Annotated in this window: 22 protein-coding genes; 10 read left to right on the top strand and 12 right to left on the bottom strand. The window is 72.6% G+C overall.

Going from position 1 to position 18,441, the window contains the following annotated elements; all coding sequences use genetic code 11:
• The 4 genes from ACRDSK_RS20905 to ACRDSK_RS20890 all read left to right on the top strand — a co-directional run.
• Nucleotides 1-600 (top strand): ACP S-malonyltransferase (locus tag ACRDSK_RS20905; RefSeq protein ID WP_431442899.1); only part of this gene is annotated, 600 nt, incomplete at its 5' end.
• On the top strand, nt 597-1,571 hold the full coding sequence (locus ACRDSK_RS20900; RefSeq protein WP_431442898.1) for a beta-ketoacyl-ACP synthase III: 975 nt from the start codon (nt 597-599) through the stop codon (nt 1,569-1,571). The genes ACRDSK_RS20905 and ACRDSK_RS20900, both read left to right, overlap by 4 nt.
• Before the next feature lie 35 nt (nt 1,572-1,606).
• Nucleotides 1,607-1,858 carry an acyl carrier protein gene (locus ACRDSK_RS20895; RefSeq protein ID WP_431442897.1) on the top strand — a complete coding sequence of 84 codons (252 nt, stop codon included), beginning with the start codon at nt 1,607-1,609 and terminating at the stop codon, nt 1,856-1,858.
• A 26-nt stretch (nt 1,859-1,884) separates the two neighbouring features.
• Nucleotides 1,885-3,132, top strand: a complete 1,248-nt coding sequence (locus tag ACRDSK_RS20890) for a beta-ketoacyl-[acyl-carrier-protein] synthase family protein (RefSeq protein ID WP_431442896.1) — start codon at nt 1,885-1,887, stop codon at nt 3,130-3,132.
• 63 nt (nt 3,133-3,195) lie between these two features.
• Here the strand turns inward: ACRDSK_RS20890 and ACRDSK_RS20885 are convergent, their stop codons facing one another.
• Both ACRDSK_RS20885 and ACRDSK_RS20880 read right to left on the bottom strand, forming a co-directional pair.
• Entirely contained in the window at nt 3,196-3,792 is a 597-nt protein-coding gene (locus tag ACRDSK_RS20885) for a hypothetical protein (RefSeq protein ID WP_431442895.1), read from the bottom strand.
• A gap of 23 nt (nt 3,793-3,815) precedes the next feature.
• Nucleotides 3,816-4,307, bottom strand: a complete 492-nt coding sequence (locus tag ACRDSK_RS20880; protein ID WP_431442894.1) for a DUF3145 domain-containing protein — start codon at nt 4,305-4,307, stop codon at nt 3,816-3,818.
• A gap of 214 nt (nt 4,308-4,521) precedes the next feature.
• On the opposite strand from ACRDSK_RS20880, the gene ACRDSK_RS20875 reads away from it, so the two are divergent.
• Nucleotides 4,522-5,811, top strand: coding sequence for a hypothetical protein (locus ACRDSK_RS20875; protein WP_431442893.1), 1,290 nt, complete (start codon nt 4,522-4,524; stop codon nt 5,809-5,811).
• On the opposite strand, the gene ACRDSK_RS20870 is transcribed toward ACRDSK_RS20875, so the two are convergent.
• On the bottom strand, nt 5,808-6,002 hold the full coding sequence (locus tag ACRDSK_RS20870) for a CrcB family protein (protein WP_431442901.1): 195 nt from the start codon (nt 6,000-6,002) through the stop codon (nt 5,808-5,810). The genes ACRDSK_RS20875 and ACRDSK_RS20870 overlap by 4 nt on opposite strands.
• A gap of 182 nt (nt 6,003-6,184) precedes the next feature.
• On the opposite strand from ACRDSK_RS20870, the gene ACRDSK_RS20865 reads away from it, so the two are divergent.
• Complete coding sequence (locus ACRDSK_RS20865) at nt 6,185-6,526, top strand: histone-like nucleoid-structuring protein Lsr2 (protein WP_431442892.1); 342 nt, start codon at nt 6,185-6,187, stop codon at nt 6,524-6,526.
• Here ACRDSK_RS20865 and ACRDSK_RS20860 read toward each other — a convergent pair.
• The 6 genes from ACRDSK_RS20860 to ACRDSK_RS20835 all read right to left on the bottom strand — a co-directional run bounded on the left by ACRDSK_RS20860 (nt 6,523) and on the right by ACRDSK_RS20835 (nt 13,321).
• Nucleotides 6,523-7,416: an oxygenase MpaB family protein gene (locus ACRDSK_RS20860; protein ID WP_431442891.1), complete on the bottom strand. Its 894-nt coding sequence runs from the start codon at nt 7,414-7,416 to the stop codon at nt 6,523-6,525. The genes ACRDSK_RS20865 and ACRDSK_RS20860 overlap by 4 nt on opposite strands.
• Before the next feature lie 19 nt (nt 7,417-7,435).
• Nucleotides 7,436-8,839 carry an NAD(P)(+) transhydrogenase (Re/Si-specific) subunit beta gene (locus ACRDSK_RS20855; RefSeq protein WP_431442890.1) on the bottom strand — a complete coding sequence of 468 codons (1,404 nt, stop codon included), beginning with the start codon at nt 8,837-8,839 and terminating at the stop codon, nt 7,436-7,438.
• Between the two features lie 70 nt (nt 8,840-8,909).
• Nucleotides 8,910-9,200 carry an NAD(P) transhydrogenase subunit alpha gene (locus ACRDSK_RS20850; protein WP_431442889.1) on the bottom strand — a complete coding sequence of 97 codons (291 nt, stop codon included), beginning with the start codon at nt 9,198-9,200 and terminating at the stop codon, nt 8,910-8,912.
• Nucleotides 9,201-9,210: 10 nt separating this feature from the next.
• Entirely contained in the window at nt 9,211-10,764 is a 1,554-nt protein-coding gene (locus ACRDSK_RS20845; RefSeq protein ID WP_431442888.1) for an acetolactate synthase large subunit, read from the bottom strand.
• A gap of 10 nt (nt 10,765-10,774) precedes the next feature.
• On the bottom strand, nt 10,775-12,148 hold the full coding sequence (locus ACRDSK_RS20840) for an FAD-binding oxidoreductase (protein WP_431442887.1): 1,374 nt from the start codon (nt 12,146-12,148) through the stop codon (nt 10,775-10,777).
• A 93-nt stretch (nt 12,149-12,241) separates the two neighbouring features.
• Nucleotides 12,242-13,321, bottom strand: a complete 1,080-nt coding sequence (locus ACRDSK_RS20835; RefSeq protein WP_431442886.1) for an NAD(P)/FAD-dependent oxidoreductase — start codon at nt 13,319-13,321, stop codon at nt 12,242-12,244.
• 173 nt (nt 13,322-13,494) lie between these two features.
• On the opposite strand from ACRDSK_RS20835, the gene ACRDSK_RS20830 reads away from it, so the two are divergent.
• Nucleotides 13,495-14,307, top strand: coding sequence for an rRNA adenine N(6)-methyltransferase family protein (locus tag ACRDSK_RS20830; protein ID WP_431442885.1), 813 nt, complete (start codon nt 13,495-13,497; stop codon nt 14,305-14,307).
• An 11-nt stretch (nt 14,308-14,318) separates the two neighbouring features.
• On the opposite strand, the gene ACRDSK_RS20825 is transcribed toward ACRDSK_RS20830, so the two are convergent.
• Nucleotides 14,319-14,903, bottom strand: coding sequence for a TIGR03086 family metal-binding protein (locus tag ACRDSK_RS20825; protein ID WP_431442884.1), 585 nt, complete (start codon nt 14,901-14,903; stop codon nt 14,319-14,321).
• 121 nt (nt 14,904-15,024) lie between these two features.
• Here ACRDSK_RS20825 and ACRDSK_RS20820 point away from each other — a divergent pair, with 121 nt between their 5' ends.
• Complete coding sequence (locus ACRDSK_RS20820) at nt 15,025-15,417, top strand: GNAT family N-acetyltransferase (RefSeq protein WP_431442900.1); 393 nt, start codon at nt 15,025-15,027, stop codon at nt 15,415-15,417.
• On the opposite strand, the gene ACRDSK_RS20815 is transcribed toward ACRDSK_RS20820, so the two are convergent.
• Complete coding sequence (locus ACRDSK_RS20815; RefSeq protein WP_431442883.1) at nt 15,404-16,318, bottom strand: LysR family transcriptional regulator; 915 nt, start codon at nt 16,316-16,318, stop codon at nt 15,404-15,406. The two genes, ACRDSK_RS20820 and ACRDSK_RS20815, sit on opposite strands and share 14 nt — an antisense overlap.
• A gap of 65 nt (nt 16,319-16,383) precedes the next feature.
• On the opposite strand from ACRDSK_RS20815, the gene ACRDSK_RS20810 reads away from it, so the two are divergent.
• A complete protein-coding gene (locus ACRDSK_RS20810) occupies nt 16,384-17,199 on the top strand; it encodes an NAD(P)-dependent oxidoreductase (RefSeq protein ID WP_431442882.1) in 816 nt (271 codons plus the stop codon).
• Here ACRDSK_RS20810 and ACRDSK_RS20805 read toward each other — a convergent pair.
• Entirely contained in the window at nt 17,165-18,121 is a 957-nt protein-coding gene (locus ACRDSK_RS20805) for a PH domain-containing protein (protein WP_431442881.1), read from the bottom strand. The two genes, ACRDSK_RS20810 and ACRDSK_RS20805, sit on opposite strands and share 35 nt — an antisense overlap.
• On the opposite strand from ACRDSK_RS20805, the gene ACRDSK_RS20800 reads away from it, so the two are divergent.
• Nucleotides 18,114-18,441, top strand: a 328-nt coding sequence (locus tag ACRDSK_RS20800) for an SDR family NAD(P)-dependent oxidoreductase (RefSeq protein ID WP_431442880.1), incomplete at its 3' end; no start/stop codon positions are given. The genes ACRDSK_RS20805 and ACRDSK_RS20800 overlap by 8 nt on opposite strands.

Genomic DNA, 18,441 nt, shown 5'->3' with positions numbered 1-18,441 from the left:
GTGCGCGGCCGGGAGATGGCCGCCGCGTGCGAGCTGGCGCCGACCGGCATGGCCGCGGTCATGGGCGGCGAGCCCGAGCAGGTCGTCGACTGGCTCGCGGACTTCGACCTGGTGCCCGCCAACATGAACGGCGCCGGCCAGATCGTGGCGGCCGGCACGCTCGACTCCGTCGACAAGATCGTCGACAGCAAGCCCGACTTCGTGAAGAAGGTCATCAAGCTGAAGGTCGCCGGCGCGTTCCACACGCACTACATGGAGCCCGCCCGCGAGGCACTGCGCGATCGGGCCGCCGGCATCGCGGTCGCCGACCCCGCGCACACGCTGCTGTCCAACGCCGACGGGCAGGCCGTGGCGAGCGGCACCGAGATGCTCGACCGGCTGGTCCAGCAGGTCACGCTGCCGGTGCGGTGGGACGCCTGCATGGCCACGATGACCGAGCGGGGCACGCACGCGCTCGCCGAGCTGCCGCCGGCCGGCGCGCTCACCGGGCTCGCCCGGCGCGAGCTCTCCGGCGTCACGATCATCGGGCTGAAGAAGCCGGCAGATCTCGACAAGGTGGCCGCGGCACTCGCCGGCGACACCGGGGAGGCGACAGAATGACCAAGCTTCGTCAGGCCAGGACCGTCGCCGGCACGCGCATCCTCGGGCTCGGCAGCTCCCAGCCCGAGCGCGTCGTCACCAACGACGACCTGGCCAAGATCATGGACACCGACGACCAGTGGATCCGCGACCGGGTGGGCATCGCCGAGCGCCGCTTCGGCGGGCCGGCGGACACCGTGGTGTCGATGGCGGTCGACGCGGGCTCGAAGGCGATCGCCGCCGCCGGGCTCTCACCGTCCGATGTGGACACCGTGATCGTGGCCAGCTGCACCTCCACCACGCCGATCCCCAACGCGGCCGCACAGGTCGCCGACCTGATCGGGGTGAAGGGGGCCGGCGGGTTCGACCTCAACGCCGCGTGCGCCGGGTTCTGCTACGGGCTCGCCGCCGGATCCGACATGGTGCGCGCCGGCTCCTCCCGCCGGGTGCTGGTGATCGGCTCGGAGAAGCTCACCGACATCGTCGACCCCGTCGACCGGTCGACCGCGATCATCTTCGCCGACGCCGCGGGCGCCGCGGTGGTGGGCCCGAGCGACGAGCCGGGCATCGGTCCGGTCGCCTGGGGTACCGCCGGTGACCTCGTCGACTCGATCACGATGCCCAACGGCAGGCACATCTACCAGGAGGGCCAGTCGGTCTTCCGCTGGGCGACCACGAAGATCGCGCCGATCGCGCTGCAGGCGCTCGAATTGGCCGGCCTGGAGCCGTCCGACGTGGACGTCCTGGTTCCGCACCAGGCGAACCTGCGCATCGTCGAGGCGATCGCGAAGCGGTTGCGCAAGCACGGCGCGCGGGAGGACATGGTCGTCGCCGACGACATCGTCACCTCCGGCAACACCTCGTCCGCGTCCATCCCGATGGCGATGGACCACATGCGAGCGGCGGGCCGGGTGCACTCCGGCGACGTCGCGCTCCTGATCGGGTTCGGCGCGGGGCTGTCCTACGCCGGCCAGGTCGTGATCTGCCCGTAGTTTTCCGCTGTACGACAAGAGAAAGAGAGAGCCCCATGGCCGACAAGCCCACCGAGGAAGAGATCCTCGCCGGTCTCGCCGAGATCGTCGAAGAGGTCGCCGGCGTCGAGGCCGACGAGGTCACCGCCGACAAGTCCTTTGTGGACGACCTGGACATCGACTCGCTGTCCATGGTCGAGATCGCCGTGCAGGCAGAGGACCGCTTCGAGGTGAAGATCCCGGACGCGGAGCTCGCGAACCTCAAGACCGTCGGGGACGCGGTCAGCTACGTCTCCAAGAACGCCTGACACACCGCTAGCCAGACGGAGGGGCCATGAGCACGGTCGATGTGGTCATCACCGGCATGGGCGCGACGACGCCGCTCGGTGGTGACGTCACGTCCACCTGGGATGCGCTGATCGCCGGCCGCAACGGCATCGTCGTCAACGACGCCGAGTGGGTCGAGAAGTACGGCCTGCCGGCGAAGCTCGCCGCGAAGCTGGCCGTCGAGCCGGCGGAGGTGCTACCCCGCGTACAGCTGCGCAGGCTGGACCGCTGCGAGCAGATCGCGATCATCGCGGCCCGCCAGGCGTGGGCCGACGCGGGCTACGAGATGCCGTCCGAGGACAGCCAGCCGGTCGATCCCGACCGGCTGGGCGTCGCCATCGGTACCGGCATCGGCGGACCGGTCACGCTGCTCGACCAGGACGACCTGCTGGAGAACCAGGGGTTGCGCAAGGTCTCGCCGCTGACCGTGCCGATGCTCATGCCCAACGGGCCGGCCGCGCACGTCAGCATCGAGCTGATGGCCCGCGCCGGGGTGCACTCCCCGGCGTCGGCCTGCGCGTCCGGCGCCGAAGGCCTGGCCACCGCGTGGCAGATGATCCAGTCCGGCCGGGCCGACGTGGTCGTGGCCGGTGGCGCCGAGGCGTGCATCCACCAGATCACCGTGGCCGGCTTCGCCCAGTCGCGGACGCTGTCCCTGCGCAACGACGAGCCGGACCGCGCGTCCCGGCCGTTCGACGTGCACCGGGACGGGTTCGTGCTCGGCGAGGGTGCCGGGGTGCTCGTGCTGGAGCGCGAGGACTACGCCCGGGCGCGCGGCGCGCGGATCTACGGCCGCCTCGCCGGCACCGGCATCACGTCCGACGCGTACCACATCACGGGCAACCACCCGGAGGGCATCGGCCAGATCAACGCGATCACCGGGGCGCTGCGCAGCGCCAACCTGTCCCCGGCCGACGTGGGGCACGTGAACGCCCACGCGACGTCCACCGTGGTGGGCGACATCGGGGAGGCCGTGGCGATCAGCAAGGCGATCGGCGACCACGTGGTGCTCACCGCGCCGAAGAGCGCGATGGGACACCTGGTCGGCGGCGCCGGCGCGGTCGAGAGCATCGTGACGCTGCTCTCGATTTACCACGGCGTCATCCCGGCCACGCGCAACCTGGAGAACCAGGACCCGAAGGTGGGGCTGGACGTCGTCGCCGGCGAGCCGCGCAAGATGGAGCTCACCGCGGCGGTGAACGACTCGTTCGGCTTCGGTGGGCACAACGTGGCGCTGGCCTTCACCGCGGCCTGACCATCACGTCCCCCGTCCGCCTCGCCGTCGAGTGACTCGGCGGCGAGGCGGTTCAGGACTGGCTCAGGACTGGGGACAGGCCTCGTGCTGCGGCGACGCGCTGGCCGGCGAGGAGTCGATCCGCCACTCGCCGTCCCGCTCGATCAGCGGGAAGACCACGCTCCAGTTGATGCACGCCTCCGGCAGCTCCTGCGGCGCGTCGTTCGGGTCCTGCGTGCTCGTGAACGTCATCAGCGCTCGGACCGAGTCGTCCTCGGCCAGCTCGATTCGGTAGATCACGATGTTGCCGTCCCGCGTGGTGCGGTAGTCCGCCAGCCACTTGCCCTCCGGCTGGCGCGCCACCCGTTCCGGGATGACCGTGTCCTGCCAGGCCGCGTAGTCCTTCGTGTTGATCGAGTCGAAGTAGCGCTGCAGCAGCTCGCGCACGGTGTCGTACATGGGATGGCCGGTCGCGTCCGGGGTGGCCTTCACAACGCCGGAGCCGGGCTGGTCGTCCTGCGGCACCGCCGACGACGACGGGATCACCGCGGGCGGCGACGCCGAGGCGGGCTCGTCGTACCACATGCGCGCGAACAAGCCCCCCACCGCGGTGGCGATCACCGTGATCAGCAGCACCGGCAGCAACCACAGCTGACGTTGACGGGGTCGGTCGGGCGGCACCCGTAGAGGGTGTCACATCGGGCTCAGCCGACGCGGTGCAACCAGGTCACCGGGGCCCCGTCACCGGCCCGCCGGTACGGCTCGAGCGCGGCGTCCCAGGAAGCGCCGAGCAGCTCGTCGACCTTGTGGGCGAACGCCTCCCCGGCCCGGCTGGCCGTCGCCATCGCGCGTAGCTGGTCCTCGCCCACCACGATGTCGCCGTTCGCCGAGGTGCGGGCGCGCCACAGGCCCAGCGTCGGCACGAAGCAGAACCGCTCGCCGTCGACGCCCTCGCTCGGTTCCTCGGTGACCTCGAAGCGGACCATGGGCCACGCCTTCAGCGCGGTCACCAGCTTTGCTCCGGTGCCGGGCTCGCCGGTCCAGCCGCACTCCGCTCGGAGCTGTCCCTGCGCCTCGGGCTGCGCGGTCCACTGCAGGTTCGCCCGGACTCCAAGGGTGCCCGAAATCGCCCACTCGACGTGCGGACATACCGCAGACGGCGACGAGTGGACGTACACCACGCCACGAGTGCTCACTGCTGACCTCCGCTTGATCGACGAGGAACCGTCTTCCCCTACGTCCTCGCCACGGCGGCCAGCGCACTCATCTGTTGCTGTTCGTGACCATTGTGCCCTGCGCACTCGCCTTCCCGCCATACCGGCCCGAAATCACCCGGTCGCGACTCGCCGGGCGCGCGTACCCAGATACGGTGGAAGGGTTCTGTCATCGGGCGATCGGGGAGGTGTGGGCGTGCGGCTGATCCGGCTGGGCGGAGAGTCCTCTGAGGTCGGAGCCGACGTCCGTGCCGCGCTCGCGTCCTGGGGTCGCGGCGAGGGAGTCGTCGGCGGCGTCGCGCTGCTCGGTTGCCAGCCCGCGGGCGACAGTCCGGTGGACGCGATCGTCCTGCTGCCGCGCGGTGTGCTGGTGGTCGTCGGCGTGGACCTGCCCGATCCCGCGGTCCGCCTGGAGGCACCGCTTTCCGCCCAGTGGAAGACCGACGGCTGGCCCCTGGTCCGGCCCGACGGCGCGGTCAACCCGGCGTCGGAGGTCATGGAGACCGTCGCCACGATCAACCGCCACCTCGAGGAGGCGCGGGTCGAGCCGCTGCCGGTCGGCACGGTGATCGCGGTCGGGCCCTACGTCTCCAAGGTCGAGCAGCCCACGTCCGACCTGCTGCGCGGCGTGCGCGTGCTGCACCCCGAACCCATGACGCTGCTGACCGCCGCGCGCGAGCTCGCCACCCACCCGCGGCCGTGCACGGTGGCGCAGGCCCGCGCCATCCTCACCGCGCTGGAGCCGGACAACACGACGATCGCGGCGCTCGACCTCGAGGCCGAGGGGTTCACCGACACCGTGCAGCCCGACCTGTCCGCGGCCAGCACGATGGTGATCCCGAAGATCATCGAGCCGCGGCAGCCGCGCCCGACCCGGCCGGCGCGAGCCGGGTCCGGCTCGCAGCTGCGCTGGCTGCCGGTGGGCGCCGCGGTGCTGGTGGCGATGCTGCTGCTGACCGGGATCGTGTTCGCGGTCGCGTCCGCCGGCGACACCGACGAGGGCGACGGCCGGACCGAGTCCACCCAGCAGCGCGGCGACTCGGTGGAGATCAACGGCGTCGCGTTCGCGCCGAAGGGCTCGACCACCGACACCGACTGCGCCGAGCACGCCTACGGCGACGTGCAGGTCTACCTGCGGCAGAACCGCTGCGAGGAACTGGTCCGGATGCGCTTCGAGTCCAAGGCGGACGGCAAGACGGCGGCGATCCTGGTGTCCGTGCTGCGCTTCCAGCAGAGCGGCTCGGCGACCGACCTGAACCAGCTGGTCGACCGCCCGGGCAGCGGCGCGATCGTCGACCCGTCCGCGGAGGGCGAGGCCTGGCCGGGTGAGCACAAGCCGTTCTTCGAGTCGGCCGCCTACGCGAGCGGCCGGGAGGGCAACAGCCTGAAGCTCGTGCAGGCGGTGTGGATCGGTGCCCCGTCCACCCCCGACGACGCGAACCTCGTGAAGCTGGCGGACGCCGCGCTGAACCTGACCGCGCCCTAGACGCCGGCCAGCGCGCCGAGCAGCGCCGAGCCGGCCGCCGTCGCGGCCCGTGCGGCTAGCACGGTGCCGGCGAGGTAGGCCGCGGCGAGGACCATCCACTCCGGACGCAGCAGCGCGCGGACCTCGACGGCGCAGGTGGGGAACGTCGTGAAGCCGCCGAGGACGCCGGTGGCGAGGAACGGGCGGACCAGCCGGTGCGCGTCGGTGGGTCAGCGCCATGAGCACGCCGATCGCGAGGCAGCCGGTGTCATCCGCGCAGTCTGTAGAACGCCTCGAGGGTGAGCCGGACGGCACACCGGGGCGTCCTGCCTCGCCGGCAGGACCATGGCCGCTATTCTCGTTGTGCCCGTCTCACATCCCCGTGGAGGACCCCGTGGCGCAGAAGACCGTTCTGGAGCTGGTCGACGATCTCGACGGCGGGACGGCCGACGAGTCGGTGGCCTTCGCGCTCGACGGGGTCGAGTTCGTCATCGACCTGTCCACCATCAACGCCGCCCGGCTGCGCGACACGCTCGCCGAGTTCGTCGGGCACGCCCGGCGCACCGGCGGCCGCAAGTCGCCCGGCAAGGCCGCCGCCGCACTCAACGGCTCGTCCAACGGCAAGCCGGACGTCCAGGCGGTCCGCGAGTGGGCGCGCAGCCAGGGCGAGACCGTCGCCGACCGCGGCCGGGTCCCCCAGGCGCTGGTCATGCGCTTCCAGGAAGCCCACTCCTAGCCCGGTAATCGCTCCGCGGACGGGGTCGCCCAGTCGCCCATCCGCTGGACCGCCCACAGCGGGTGCGGCTCGAGCCGGCCCAGCTGCGGGTCCTTCCTGAGCCGCGCGGTGTTGCGCAGGAACGTCCGCACGCCGACCGACACCCCGCGCAGCGCCGCGGTGGCCACCGGCCCGGGGTACGCGCGCCGGCCGTACAGCGCCGCGGCCCACCTCGGCAGCAGCGAGTACCCCAGGTGCCCGACCATCGGCTCGTACGCGAGCAGGCCCAGCGACAGCGCACCCTGGACCGGCGGCCGGTGCAGGAACCGGTAGATCTCGTCGGTGTCCTCGGTCCGGCGCAGGCCCCGCCGCATGTGCCGCAGGTAGGCCGTCATCTCCGCCACCGACCCGGGCACCTCGTCGGGGTCCAGCCCGACCAGCGAGGCGGACACCCGCTGCTCGTCGAGGTAGCGGTCGGCGTGCGCCGCGGTGAGCGGGAAGCCGGCGCGCCGCACCACCGACAGGAACGACGAGACCTCCGCGCAGTGCACCCACAGGAGCAGCCCCGGCTCGTCGATGCGGAACCGCGCGCCGGTGTCGCGGTCGACGGCCCGCAGCTCGCGGTGGACCTGGCGGACCCGGGCCGCGCGCTCGGCGACCTCGGTCCGCGTGCAGTAGGTGGTGGCGCCGACGAAGTTCGCGGTGCGGACCAGCCGGCCGAGCGGATCGGTGCGGAAGTCGGAGTTCTGCACCACGCCGGCGACCGCGCGCGGGTGCAGCGCCTGCAGGTAGAGGCTGCGCACCCCGGCGAGCCACATCGCCGGCTGAGCGTGCAACTGCCAGCTCACCGAGTCGGGCCCGAACAACCCCGGATCCGGCTCGACGGGCGCCTTCTCAAGCTCGCGGGTCATGTACTCATTGAACCCCGAATCAGAGGGCCTTGAGCTCCTCTGTGATGTCGTGCACCGACGACTTCGCGTCGCCGAACAGGAGGCTCGTGCGGGGGTCGAAGTACAGCTCGTTGTCCACGCCCGCGAAGCCCGGGCGCATGGACCGCTTGAGCACGATCACCGAGCGGCTCTCGTCCACGTTCAGGATCGGCATGCCGTAGATGGGCGAGCTCGGGTCGGTGCGGGCCGCCGGGTTGGTCACGTCGTTCGCGCCGATCACCAGTGTCACGTCGGTGCGGGCGAACTCGTCGTTGATGGCGTCCATCTCCTGCAGGTGCTCGTAGGGCACGTCGGCCTCGGCGAGCAGCACGTTCATGTGCCCCGGCATCCGCCCCGCCACCGGGTGGATCGCGTACGCCACCGACACGCCCTTCTGCTCCAGCAGGCCGGTCAGCTGCCGCACCGCGTGCTGCGCCTGCGCGACCGCGAGCCCGTAGCCCGGCACCACGACCACCTGCCGCGCGAACGCGAGCTGGATCGCCGCGTCCGCCGCGCTCGTCCGGCGCACCGCCCGGTCGCCGGCCTCGACGACACCGCCGCCGCCCGAACCGTTGCCGCCGAACCCGCCCGCCACGATCGCCGGGATGGACCGGTTCATGGCCTTCGCCATCAGGTTCGTCAGGATCGAGCCGGACGCGCCGACGATCATGCCGGCGACGATCAGCGCGGTGTTGTCCAGCGCCAGGCCCATCGCGGCCGCCGAGAGTCCCGTGGCCGCGTTCAGCAGCGAGATCACGACCGGCATGTCCGCACCGCCGATCGGCAGCACCATCAGCACGCCGAGCACGGACGCGGTGAGCAGCAGCCCGACCATCAGCCACTCGGACTGCCCACCCGCGACCACGATCACCGCGAGCGCCACCGCGACCAGCAGCATCAGCAGGTTCAGCGGCTGCTGGAGCCGACCGACGCTGATCGGCCGGCCCGGCATGATCTCCTGCAGCTTCCCGAACGCGATGTTCGAGCCCCAGAAGGAGACCGACCCGACGATGGCCGCGAACAGCGACGCCACCGCGACGTAGGCCGGCTGATGGGAGAACCCGTCGGTGTCGCGGAACTCCACCCACGCGATCAGCGCGATCGCCCCGCCGCCGACGCCGTTGAACAGCGCCACCATCTGCGGCATCGCGGTCATCCGCACCTTGCGCGCGGCCGGCACGCCGACCGCGGTGCCGATCGCCACGCCGAGCAGGATCAGCCACCAGTTGCCGAGCCCCGGCGTCAGCAGCGTGGCACCGACCGCGACCGCCATGCCGAGCGCGGCGATCTTGTTGCCGCGCACCGAGCTGTGCGGGCCGGTCAGCCCCATGAGGCCGTAGATGAACAGCGCGAACGCGACGATGTACAGCGACTGGATAAAGGCGTCGTCCTGAACCCAACTCACGACGACCCCTCGCAGGCTCCGTGTCGCCGTTCACGGTCGCTCTGTGTCAACGGTTCGCTCGCAAGCTCGCTCACTTCGTGACGTCCTTCTTCTCCTTGAACATCCCCAACATCCGGTCCGTCACCAGGAACCCGCCGACGACGTTGATCGTGCCGAACGCGATCGCGATCACCAGCAGGATCTTGTTCAGCACTCCGTCAGCACCCTGCCCCAGCACGATGAAACCGCCGAGCACGACGATGCCGTGGATGGCGTTCGTGCCGGACATCAGCGGCGTGTGCAAGGTGTTCGGCACCTTCGAGATCACCGCGAAGCCGACGAAGCCGGCCAACACCAGCACCGCCAGGTTCTGCATCAACAAGGAGGCCTCCTCAGACCAGCGACGGGACCATCGCCTCGATCAGGTGCGGACCGGGCTCGGCGAGGGCCTTCGCGAACTGGTCCGCGAGCTCCTCGGCCGTGGTCGCGCGGGTCGCGGGTACGCCCATGCCCTGCGAGAGTGCGACGAAGTCCAGATCCGGACCGGACAGGTCCAGCAGCTGGTTCGCCCGCGGGCCGGCCCCCTCGGCGCCGGTGCGCGACAGCTCCATCCGCAGGATCGCGTAGGACCGGTTGTTCAGCAGCACCGTGGTGACGTCCAGGCCCTCGCGCGCCATCGTCCACAGCGCCGACACCGTGTACATCGCGCTGCCGTCGGCCTGCAGGCAGACGACCGGCCGGTCCGGGCAGGCGACCGCGGCACCGACCGCGACCGGCAGGCCCTGGCCGATCGCGCCGCCGGCGAGCGTCAGCACGTCGTGGCGCGGGGCGCCGGCGGTGGTCATCGGGATCATCAGCCCGGACGTGATGGCCTCGTCTGACACGATGGCCCGCTCGGGCAGCAGTGCGCCGATCACCTCGGTCCAGTTCTGCGGGGTGAGCGGGCCGCTCGGCACGGCGGGCCGGGACGGCTCCTGCAGCACCGGCTTGGTGTCCGCGGCGACCTCGTCGGCGAGGTGCTCGAGCGCGCCCGTGCCGTCCTCGCCGAGCACCGACAGGACGTGCACCTGGCAGCCGTCGGGCACCAGCTCGCTGGGCTTGCCGGGGTAGGCGAAGAACGAGACCGGCGACTTCGCCCCGACGAGCACGAGGTGCTCGACGTCGGTGAGCTGCCACTGGACCTGCTCGGAGAGGTAGCCCAGCCGCTCGATGTTGGGCAGCCCCGCGCCGCGCTCCATGCGTGCCGGGAACGTCTCGGCGAACAGCTTCACCCCGGTGGCCTCGGCGATCCGGCTCGCCGCGACCAGCCCGCGTTCCCGGGTGGTGCCGTGGCCCAGCAGCAGCACGGTCGACTCACCGCCGCGCACGATCCCGGCGATCTCGGCGACGCGGTTGTCGTCTACCGGTACCGGCGGCGCCACCAGCTCCGGCTCGCCGACCACGCCGCCGTCCGACCAGGACACGTCCGCCGGCAGCACCAGGTTCGCGAGCTGGCCGGGGTGGGCCCGCGCGGCGGCGACCGCGGCCGCCGCGTCCGCGCCGAGCTCGCCGGGTGTCTTCGAGGTCCGGGACCAGCCGTGCAGCCAGCCGGTGAGCGCGTCGATGTCGGACTCGAGCGGCGCGTCGAAACCCTTGTGGTAGCGGGCGTGGTCGCCGATCACGTTGACGATCGGGGTGTGCGCGCGGCGGGCGTTGTGCAGATTCGCGAGCCCGTTGGCCATGCCCGGACCGAGGTGCAGCAGGGTGGCCGCGGGCCGGTCGGCCATCCGGCCGTAGCCGTCGGCCGCGCCGGTAACCGTGCCCTCGAACAGGGTCAGCACCGCGCGCATCTCGGGCACCGAGTCCAGTGCGGCGACGAAGTGCATCTCGGACGTGCCGGGGTTGGCGAAGCAGACGTCGACGCCGCCGTCGACGAGGGTCCGCAGCAGCGCCTGCGCGCCGTTCATGAAGTTCTCCTTAGTCGAAGAGGACGCCGGGGTTGAGGACGCCCTTCGGGTCGAACGCGCCCTTGATCCGGCGCATCAGCTCGACCTTGTCGGGATCCTCCAGCTCCAGGAAGTGCCGCTTCTTCTCGTGGCCGATGCCGTGCTCGCCGGAGATCGCGCCACCGAGCGACATGCCGGTGGCGAACAGCTCGTGCAGCACCTTGTGCCGCACCTCCGGATCCTTCTGGAACACCGCGAGGTGCACGTTGCCGTCGCCCGCGTGACCGCAGCCGACGACCAGGGTCTGGTGGCCCTGCGCGATCTGGAGCACCTTGGCGAAGAACTCGGGCAGCGCGGCGCGCGGCAGCACGGTGTCGATGATGTCGTCGGCGCCGGCGGTACGGGCGGTGAAGAACGCCTTCTCGCGCGCCTCGATCAGCTTGCGGGCGGCCGAGCCGGGCAGCACGTAGATGTCCAGCGCGCCGAGCTCGCCGAGCAGCGCGCCGGCCGCCTCGACGTCCTCGTCGAGCCGGCTCTGCGCGTTGTCCTCCAGCATCACCACGAGGAAGGCCTGTGCCTTGTCGCGGACCTCGTCGGGGATGCCCAGCTGCAGGTCGGCGCTGTAGGTGATGGCGCCCATGGTGAACGCGTCGATGTACTCCAGGATCAGCGGGCCGAGGCCGCTGCCGACCATCCGCGGCACCGCGCGGGCGACCGTGGCGAGCTCGGGGAAGGGGGCGAGGATCGTGGCCTGGTGGGACAGCCGCGGCTGGAGCTTGAGCGTCGCCTCGGTGACCAGCGCGAGCGTGCCCTCGGAGCCGACGATCAGCTGGGTGAGGTCGTAGCCGGTGCTCGCCTTGACGTACTTGCCGCCGGTGCGGATGACCTCGCCGGTGGGCAGCACGGCCTGCAGGCCCAGCACGTGGTGGCGGGTGACGCCGTACTTGACCGCGCGCATGCCGCCTGCGTTGGTGCCGACGTTGCCGCCGAGGCTGGCGGAGAGCTCGCCCGGGTAGACCGGGTAGAACAGGCCGTCGGCCTTCGTGCGCTCCTCCAGTTCGGCGAGCGTGACGCCGGGCTGGACGACCGCGACGTGGTTCTCGGTGTCGACCTCGAGGATCTTGTTCATCCGCTCGAACGACACGAGGACGCCGTTCGCCCGCGGGGTGGCCGAACCGGACAGGCCGGTGCCGCTGCCGCGGGCGGTGACCGGCGTGCCGGTCTCGGCGGCCAGCGTGAGGACGGCGGCGACCTCGTCGGCGCTGCCCGGCCGCACGACGTGGGCGGGCCGGACCGCCTCGACGGTCAGCGTCTCGTCGTGCGTGTAGTCCTCGCCGATCGCGTCGCCGGAGAGCACGTGCTCGGCGCCGACGATCTCGCCGAGGCGCGCCGCGATGTCCGCCATTGGACTCCCTTTCATCACCGAACACGATTCGAAGCTCGACCCGTGCCCGCAGTCCTGGACGAGCATCTTCGAATCATGTTCGTGGGCTCCACCCTAGTTCGCTGATCTTCCCGGCGACACGTCCCGCGCCGGCACGTCGATGTCGTCCGGCACCGGGTGGCCCAGCACGACGGCGGCACCGAGCGCCGCGAGTGCCGGGGCCATCTGGATGCCGTAGCCGCCCTGCCCGGCGAAGAACGCGAACCCCGGTTGGTCCGGCCACGCGCCCACGACCGGGCTCCGGTCGGCGACGAACGAGCGCAGCCCGGCCCAGGCGGTGTGCACGCGGCGAAGCTCCAGGGTCGTGTCGGCGTTGATGCGCTCGATGGCGAGCGCCACGTCGAGCTCGTCGGGCTTGGCGTCGCAGGGCTCGCTGGGCGTCTCGTCGGACGGCGAGATCAGCAGCCGCCGGCCCTCGGGGCGGAAGTAGTACCGGTCGGCGGCGTCGCACACCAGCGGCCAGGCCGGGTCGATCGGCTGCGCACCGGACGCGATCGCGGCGGTGCGGCGCAGGGGCCGCAGGCCGATCGTCGGGACGCCGGCCTTCGCGGCGAGCTCGTCGACCCAGGCGCCGGCCGCGTTCACGACGACGTCCACGGCGGTGGTCTCCGAACCCGCTGCCACCCGCCAGCCGGCGCCGTCGCGGGCGATGCCGGTGACCGGGCTGGCCATGCGGACCTCGCCGCCCCGCTCGCGCAGACCGCGGCGGTAGCCGTCGTGCAGGGCCATGACGTCGATGGTGCTGGCCTCGTCGTCGTACGCGGCGGCCACGACCTGGCTCAGGATCGGGCAGAGCAGCCGGGCCTCGGCGGGGCTGATCCGCTCGGCGGGCAGCCGGTCGAGGTGGGCGGCGCCCTCGTCGTCGGCGCCGAGCCAGAGCACCGTGTGCGGCGTGAGCAGCGGCGGGGTGTCGAGCTCGGTCTCGAGCGCGCGGAAGCGGGGCCCGCTCGCGGCGGTGGGCCTGCGCACCGTGGGGCCGCCGTAGGTGGGCGCGTAGATCGCGGCCGAGCGCCCGGTGGTGTGCGTGGCGAGCGCGGGTTCGGCCTCGACCAGCAGGACGTTCGCGTGCGCGGCGAGCTCGTAGGCGATCGAGACGCCGGCCATGCCGCCGCCGACGACCAAAACGTCGACCATGCGGCGAGCTTAATTCGGTCGACCGCGTGCGTAGCGTGGTCGGTATGGGAGTCGCTTCGATAAGGCTGCGCCGTCGCTGACAGCGGCGGCCTGATTCTTCCTCTCCTCCTTCGGCGTCCGCCGCTGTCTCCACGCACCTCTGTCTTCTCCTACGTGCTTGGAGCGGTTCCCCCATGCGTGCGACGTCTCCTGGTGTCCATCTGCTTTCCCGTCCCCGGGTGATCGAGTCCCTGATCCGCGGCTCCGGCGTCGGTCCCGGCGACCTGGTGATCGACTTCGGGGCCGGCCCGGGCACCCTCACCGCGCCGCTGGCCGCGACCGGCGCCCGCGTGCTGGCGATCGAGCGCGACGACGCCTTCGTGCGAGCGCTGCGCCGCCGGTTCGCGGACCGGCCCTCGGTGCGCGTGGTGCACTCGGACCTGCGTTCGGTCCGGTTGCCGCGCCGGGACTTCGCGGTCGTGTCGAGCATCCCGTTCGCCGTGTCCACTCCGCTGCTGCGCCGGCTGCTGAGCCCGGTCCCCGGTCGGCTCACCACGGCCGACCTGGTGGTGGAGTGGGGCCTGGCTCGGAGATTGGCCGCGACGCGGCCGCGGGACCTGGAGTCGGCGTGGTGGGCGGCCCGGTTCGAGCTGCGCCTGGCGCGGCGGATCCCGGCCCGCTGCTTCGTCCCCGCCCCGGCGGTCGACGCGGCCCACCTGTCGGTGCGGCGCAGACCCGGCCTGGACAGCCGGGCCTCGGCGGTGCTGTGGACCCTGCTCGGCGCGGTCTACCGGCGACCGGCCGTCCCGGCTCGGCACGTGCTGGGCGACCTGCTGGGCGACAGGGCGGCACACCGGTTCGCGCGGCGAGTGCTGCGCGAGCTCGGCGCCGACCCCTCGGAGCCGGCGGCGTCGGTCCAGGTCGGGGTGTGGGCCCGGGTCGCGGTCGGGCTGGCTGCCGACCGTGGCGTCGTGGCGCCACGGCTACCCCGCGCGCTACGGGCGTGAGCGTGTCCGGCTCATGGTGTCCACTGTGGATTCCGGCCGCTCAGCCCGAGCACCCGGTCCAGCATCGGCGCCGACTCGGGGAGCTCGACCTCAGCCCCGAACGCGCCCATCTGCCGGCCCTGCTCGCCCATCGCCGAGGCCATCTCGTGGGCGGTGGCCAGCGTCGCGGGGTCGGTGTCGATCGTCTGGCCGGTGGCCCGGGCCAGGTCCCAGCCGTGCACGACCAGCTCGCCCACCATCATCATCCCGATCATCCGCGCCGGCATCGAGCCGCCGGCCAGGCCCGTGTTCCCCTCCGTCGCGCCCGGCTCGGCCCAGGCCGCGACCGCCCGGTCCAGCTGGCGCGCCAGCGTGCCCGGCCAGTCGCGCTGGGCGGTGAAGTCGGTCTCCTCGGTGACCGGGTCGTCGGCGGGCGCCTGCTGCTTGCGGGCGGCCAGCTCCGAGCGGAACGCGGACCAGAACATCAGATGGTTCACCAGCGCGCGCACGTCCCACTCCGGGCACGGCGTCGGCGCCGTGAGCTGGTCCGGCTTCACGTTGCGGGCCACCTCGACCGTCGACGCGCCGGCTCTTGCCATCATCTCGTGCAGCTCCATGTGCCGAAAGCTACGCCGGAATCCGGTGGCGCCGCTTGTACGAACGCGTCACGATCGGCACGTGGACTTCGAGCTCGACGACGACATCGCCCGGATCGACATCGACGTGGTGTGGCAGTTCATGTCCACCCAGGCCTACTGGGGCCGTTGGCGCGACCGGGCCACTGTGGAGCGCCAGCTCGCCGGCTCGTGGCGGGTGGTCGGGGCCTACCGGACCGACAGGGGCGCCATGCTCGGGTTCGCCCGCGCCCTGTCCGACGGGGTCGGGCTCGCCTACCTCGCCGACGTGTTCGTCGTCGACGAGGCCCGCGGGCACGGGGTGGGCGCGGCGATCGTCCGGGCCATGATCGACGAGGGGCCCGGCGCCGAGTTCCGGTGGATGCTGCACACCGCGGACGCGCACGGCCTCTACCGCCGGTTCGGGTTCGCCGAGCCCGACGCCACCTACCTCGAACGCCCCGGCAAGCACTCGCCGGTCAGCGAGTCGGTCAGCGAGTCGGTCAGCGAGCCATAGCCGACAGCTCGCGGCGCAGCGCCGTGGCGCTGTCCACCAGGTGCGTCAGGAACTCCGGCACCGCCGGCGCCCCGGACGCCCCCTCGACGGTCGCCGCGTAGATGCCGCGCGTCGGCTCCGCGCGCAGCGGCTTGACCAGGATGTCCGGCCGCACCGCGCCCGCCCCCAGGCCGGGCAGCAGCGTGACCCCCAGCCCGGCCGCGACGAGGCCCTGCTTGGCCGTCCACTCCGGAACCACGTAGCGCACGTCCGGCTGGAAGCCCGACCGCAGGCAAGCGCCGATCAGCGGGTCGGCCGCCGCCGTCGAGCCCGCGATCCAGCTCTCCCGCGCCAGCTCGGTCAGCCGCAGCGTCCGCCGGCCGGCCAGCCGGTGCGACGCCGGCAGCGCCACCAGGATCGGGTCGTCGAGCAGGTGTCGCAGCACCAACCCGCTCACGTCGGCCGACTGTCCGGAGTGGAGGTTCAGCACGGCCACGTCGAGCTCGTCGGCGCGCAGCCGGGCCACCTGCGCCGCCGACACCCCGTCGGCGAGGGACAGCTCGACGCGCGGGTGCGCGGCCCGGAACGCCGCCATGGCCCGTGGCACCAGCACCGCCTCCGCGGTGGCGAACGCCCCGATGCGCAACCGGCCGCCGTCGAGGTCACGAAGCGCGGCCAGGTCGCGGCGCGCGGTCTCCAGCCGGTCGAGTACGGCCTGCGCGTGACCGAGCAACAGGCGGCCCTCGTCGGTGAGCCGCACCCCGCGCGAGCCGCGGTCGAACAGCGGCGCCGCCAGCGACTCCTCGAGCGCGGCGATCTGCCGGGACACGGCGGACTGTGTGTACCGCAACGACTTCGCCGCCGCGGTGATCGAGCCGTGCACGGCGACCTCGCGGAACGCCGTCAGCCCAGCGATGTCCATCCGTCATATCTACCATGCGAAACATTCGCTTGTCGCATGTCGACGGCCTGCCTAGCGTCGGCGACATGACCACCATCGCGTTCCTCGGCCTCGGGCACATGGGTGCCCCGATGGCCGCCCGGCTCGGCACGGCCGGACACCAGGTGACCGTCTGGAACCGCACCCGCGCCAAGGCCGACGCGCTCGCGGGGGCGACAGTGGCGGACACGCCGGCGGTCGCGGCCGCCGGTGCGGAGGTCGTGATCACCATGCTCACCGGGCCCGCGGCGGTCGAGGCGGTCGTGCTCGGCGACGACGGTGTGGCGTCGACGATCCGTCCGGGCGCCGTGCTGGTCGAGATGTCCACGATCGGCCCGACAGTCCTCGCCGCGCTCGCGAGCCGGCTGCCCGACGGAGTCGGGCTGGTCGACGCGCCGGTCGGCGGCAGCACCGGGATGGCCGCGCGCGGCGAGCTGACGATCCTGGCCGGCGGCGCGGACGACGACATCGCTGCCGTGACGCCAGTCCTCGAAACGCTGGGCACGGTCCGGCGCTGCGGCGGGCCAGGGGCCGGCGCGGCCGCGAAGCTCGTCGCGATCAGTGCGATGGTCTGCGGCGTCACGCTGCTCGGGGAGCTGCGCACGATCGGCGTCGCGCTGAGCCTGCCGACCGACCTCACCGAGGGACTGCTCGCCGCCGGGCCGATGTCGATCTTCGTCGAGCGGACGGCGGGCCCGGGCGGCCACTACCCGGTCGAGCTCGCAGCCAAGGACCTCGGCCTCACCGTCGAGCACGCGCGGGCCCCGTTCGTTTCGGCCACGCTCGGCGAGGTCCGCGCGGCGCTTCCCCGGCTCGGCAGCCGGGACGTCAGCGTGCTGGCCGCGGTTCGAGGAACGGAGTGAGCAGGTCGGGCACCGCGGCCGCGGCGAAGGTCAGGCCCTCGCTCTCGCCGACGTCGCGCACGAGGTACTGGCCGGTGTTCGCCGCGGTCGTCGCGGCGAGGGTGACCAGGCCGACGCGGCGCTGGAACGGCGAGCTGCGCACGGTCCACCCGATGATCCCGCCGCGCACCAGGGCGACCGTGTGCCGGCTGCCGGCGCCGTAGCGGGTCACCAGGAAGTCGCCGGACAGGCCGTGGCCGAGGTTGCGGTAGTCGTCGAGGGCGAGCGCGACCGCCACCGGCATCAGCACGACCGCGGCGATCCACGCGACGTGCGCCAGCACGACCGTGAGCAGCACACCGAGCAAGGCCACCAGGGCGACGAACGCGAGCACGGAGAACACGGCCCACCGCAGCCGGCGGCCCCGCGCGGCCGCCGGGTGCGCTCGAATGTCCACATCGGACAGCGGGGTGGCGCCGAGCACGTCGACCGCGACACGGTGCGCCACGGCCAGCGGCGCGGCCGGCAGCAGCGTCTTCGGGTCGGCCCGCTCGTTGCCCGAGCGCACCCGCAGCCCGGTCGCCACCACGTCGACCCGGGCGGCACCGGCCAGCCGCGAGCCGAAAGCCTCGAACACGTCGACCCCGCGCAGCCGCCGCTGCTCCAGTGACAGCGAGCGAGTGGTGAGCAGGCCGCGGTGCACCCGCAGCGAGCCGTGCTCCCGGGTCAGCCGGTACTGCCACCACATCTCCACGAACAGCAGGAGCGACCCGACGACGCCGACGACGAGTCCGATCGCGACCAGGACGGCGACCAGCCCGGCCAACGGCAGCCCGCCGAACAGGCCGCGGACGGTCGAGAAGAGCGCGCCCTGCAGGTCGAACCACTCCGACGCCTGCAGCACCGCGCCGAACGCGGCGGCACCCAGCAGCGGCGTGGCCACCGAGATCGGCGCGTACCGCAGCCACGCCCAGTCCAGCTCCGCGAGCGGCCGAGCGGCCGGCGCGGCCGACGTGGCCGACGTGGCCGCGAGCCAGGCCGCCGTGCACACCGTGATCCAGCGGTTCGGCCGGGTGGACTGCCTGGTCAACGCGGCCGGCCTGACCACAAGGGGAAGCCTCACCGACACCACCCCCGAGCTGTTCGACCAGCATGTCGCGGTGAACCTGCGCGGGCCGTTCTTCCTCATGCAGGCGGTGGTCAACCACCTGCGCGAGCACAACCGCCCGGGCAGCATCGTCAACATCATCACCTCCTCCGAGC

Origin of the sequence: Actinophytocola sp., from assembly GCF_050699915.1 — a bacterium.
In the GTDB taxonomy this organism is placed as follows: Bacteria; Actinomycetota; Actinomycetes; order Mycobacteriales; family Pseudonocardiaceae; genus Actinophytocola.
This window is presented reverse-complemented; position numbering and strand designations above follow the sequence as displayed.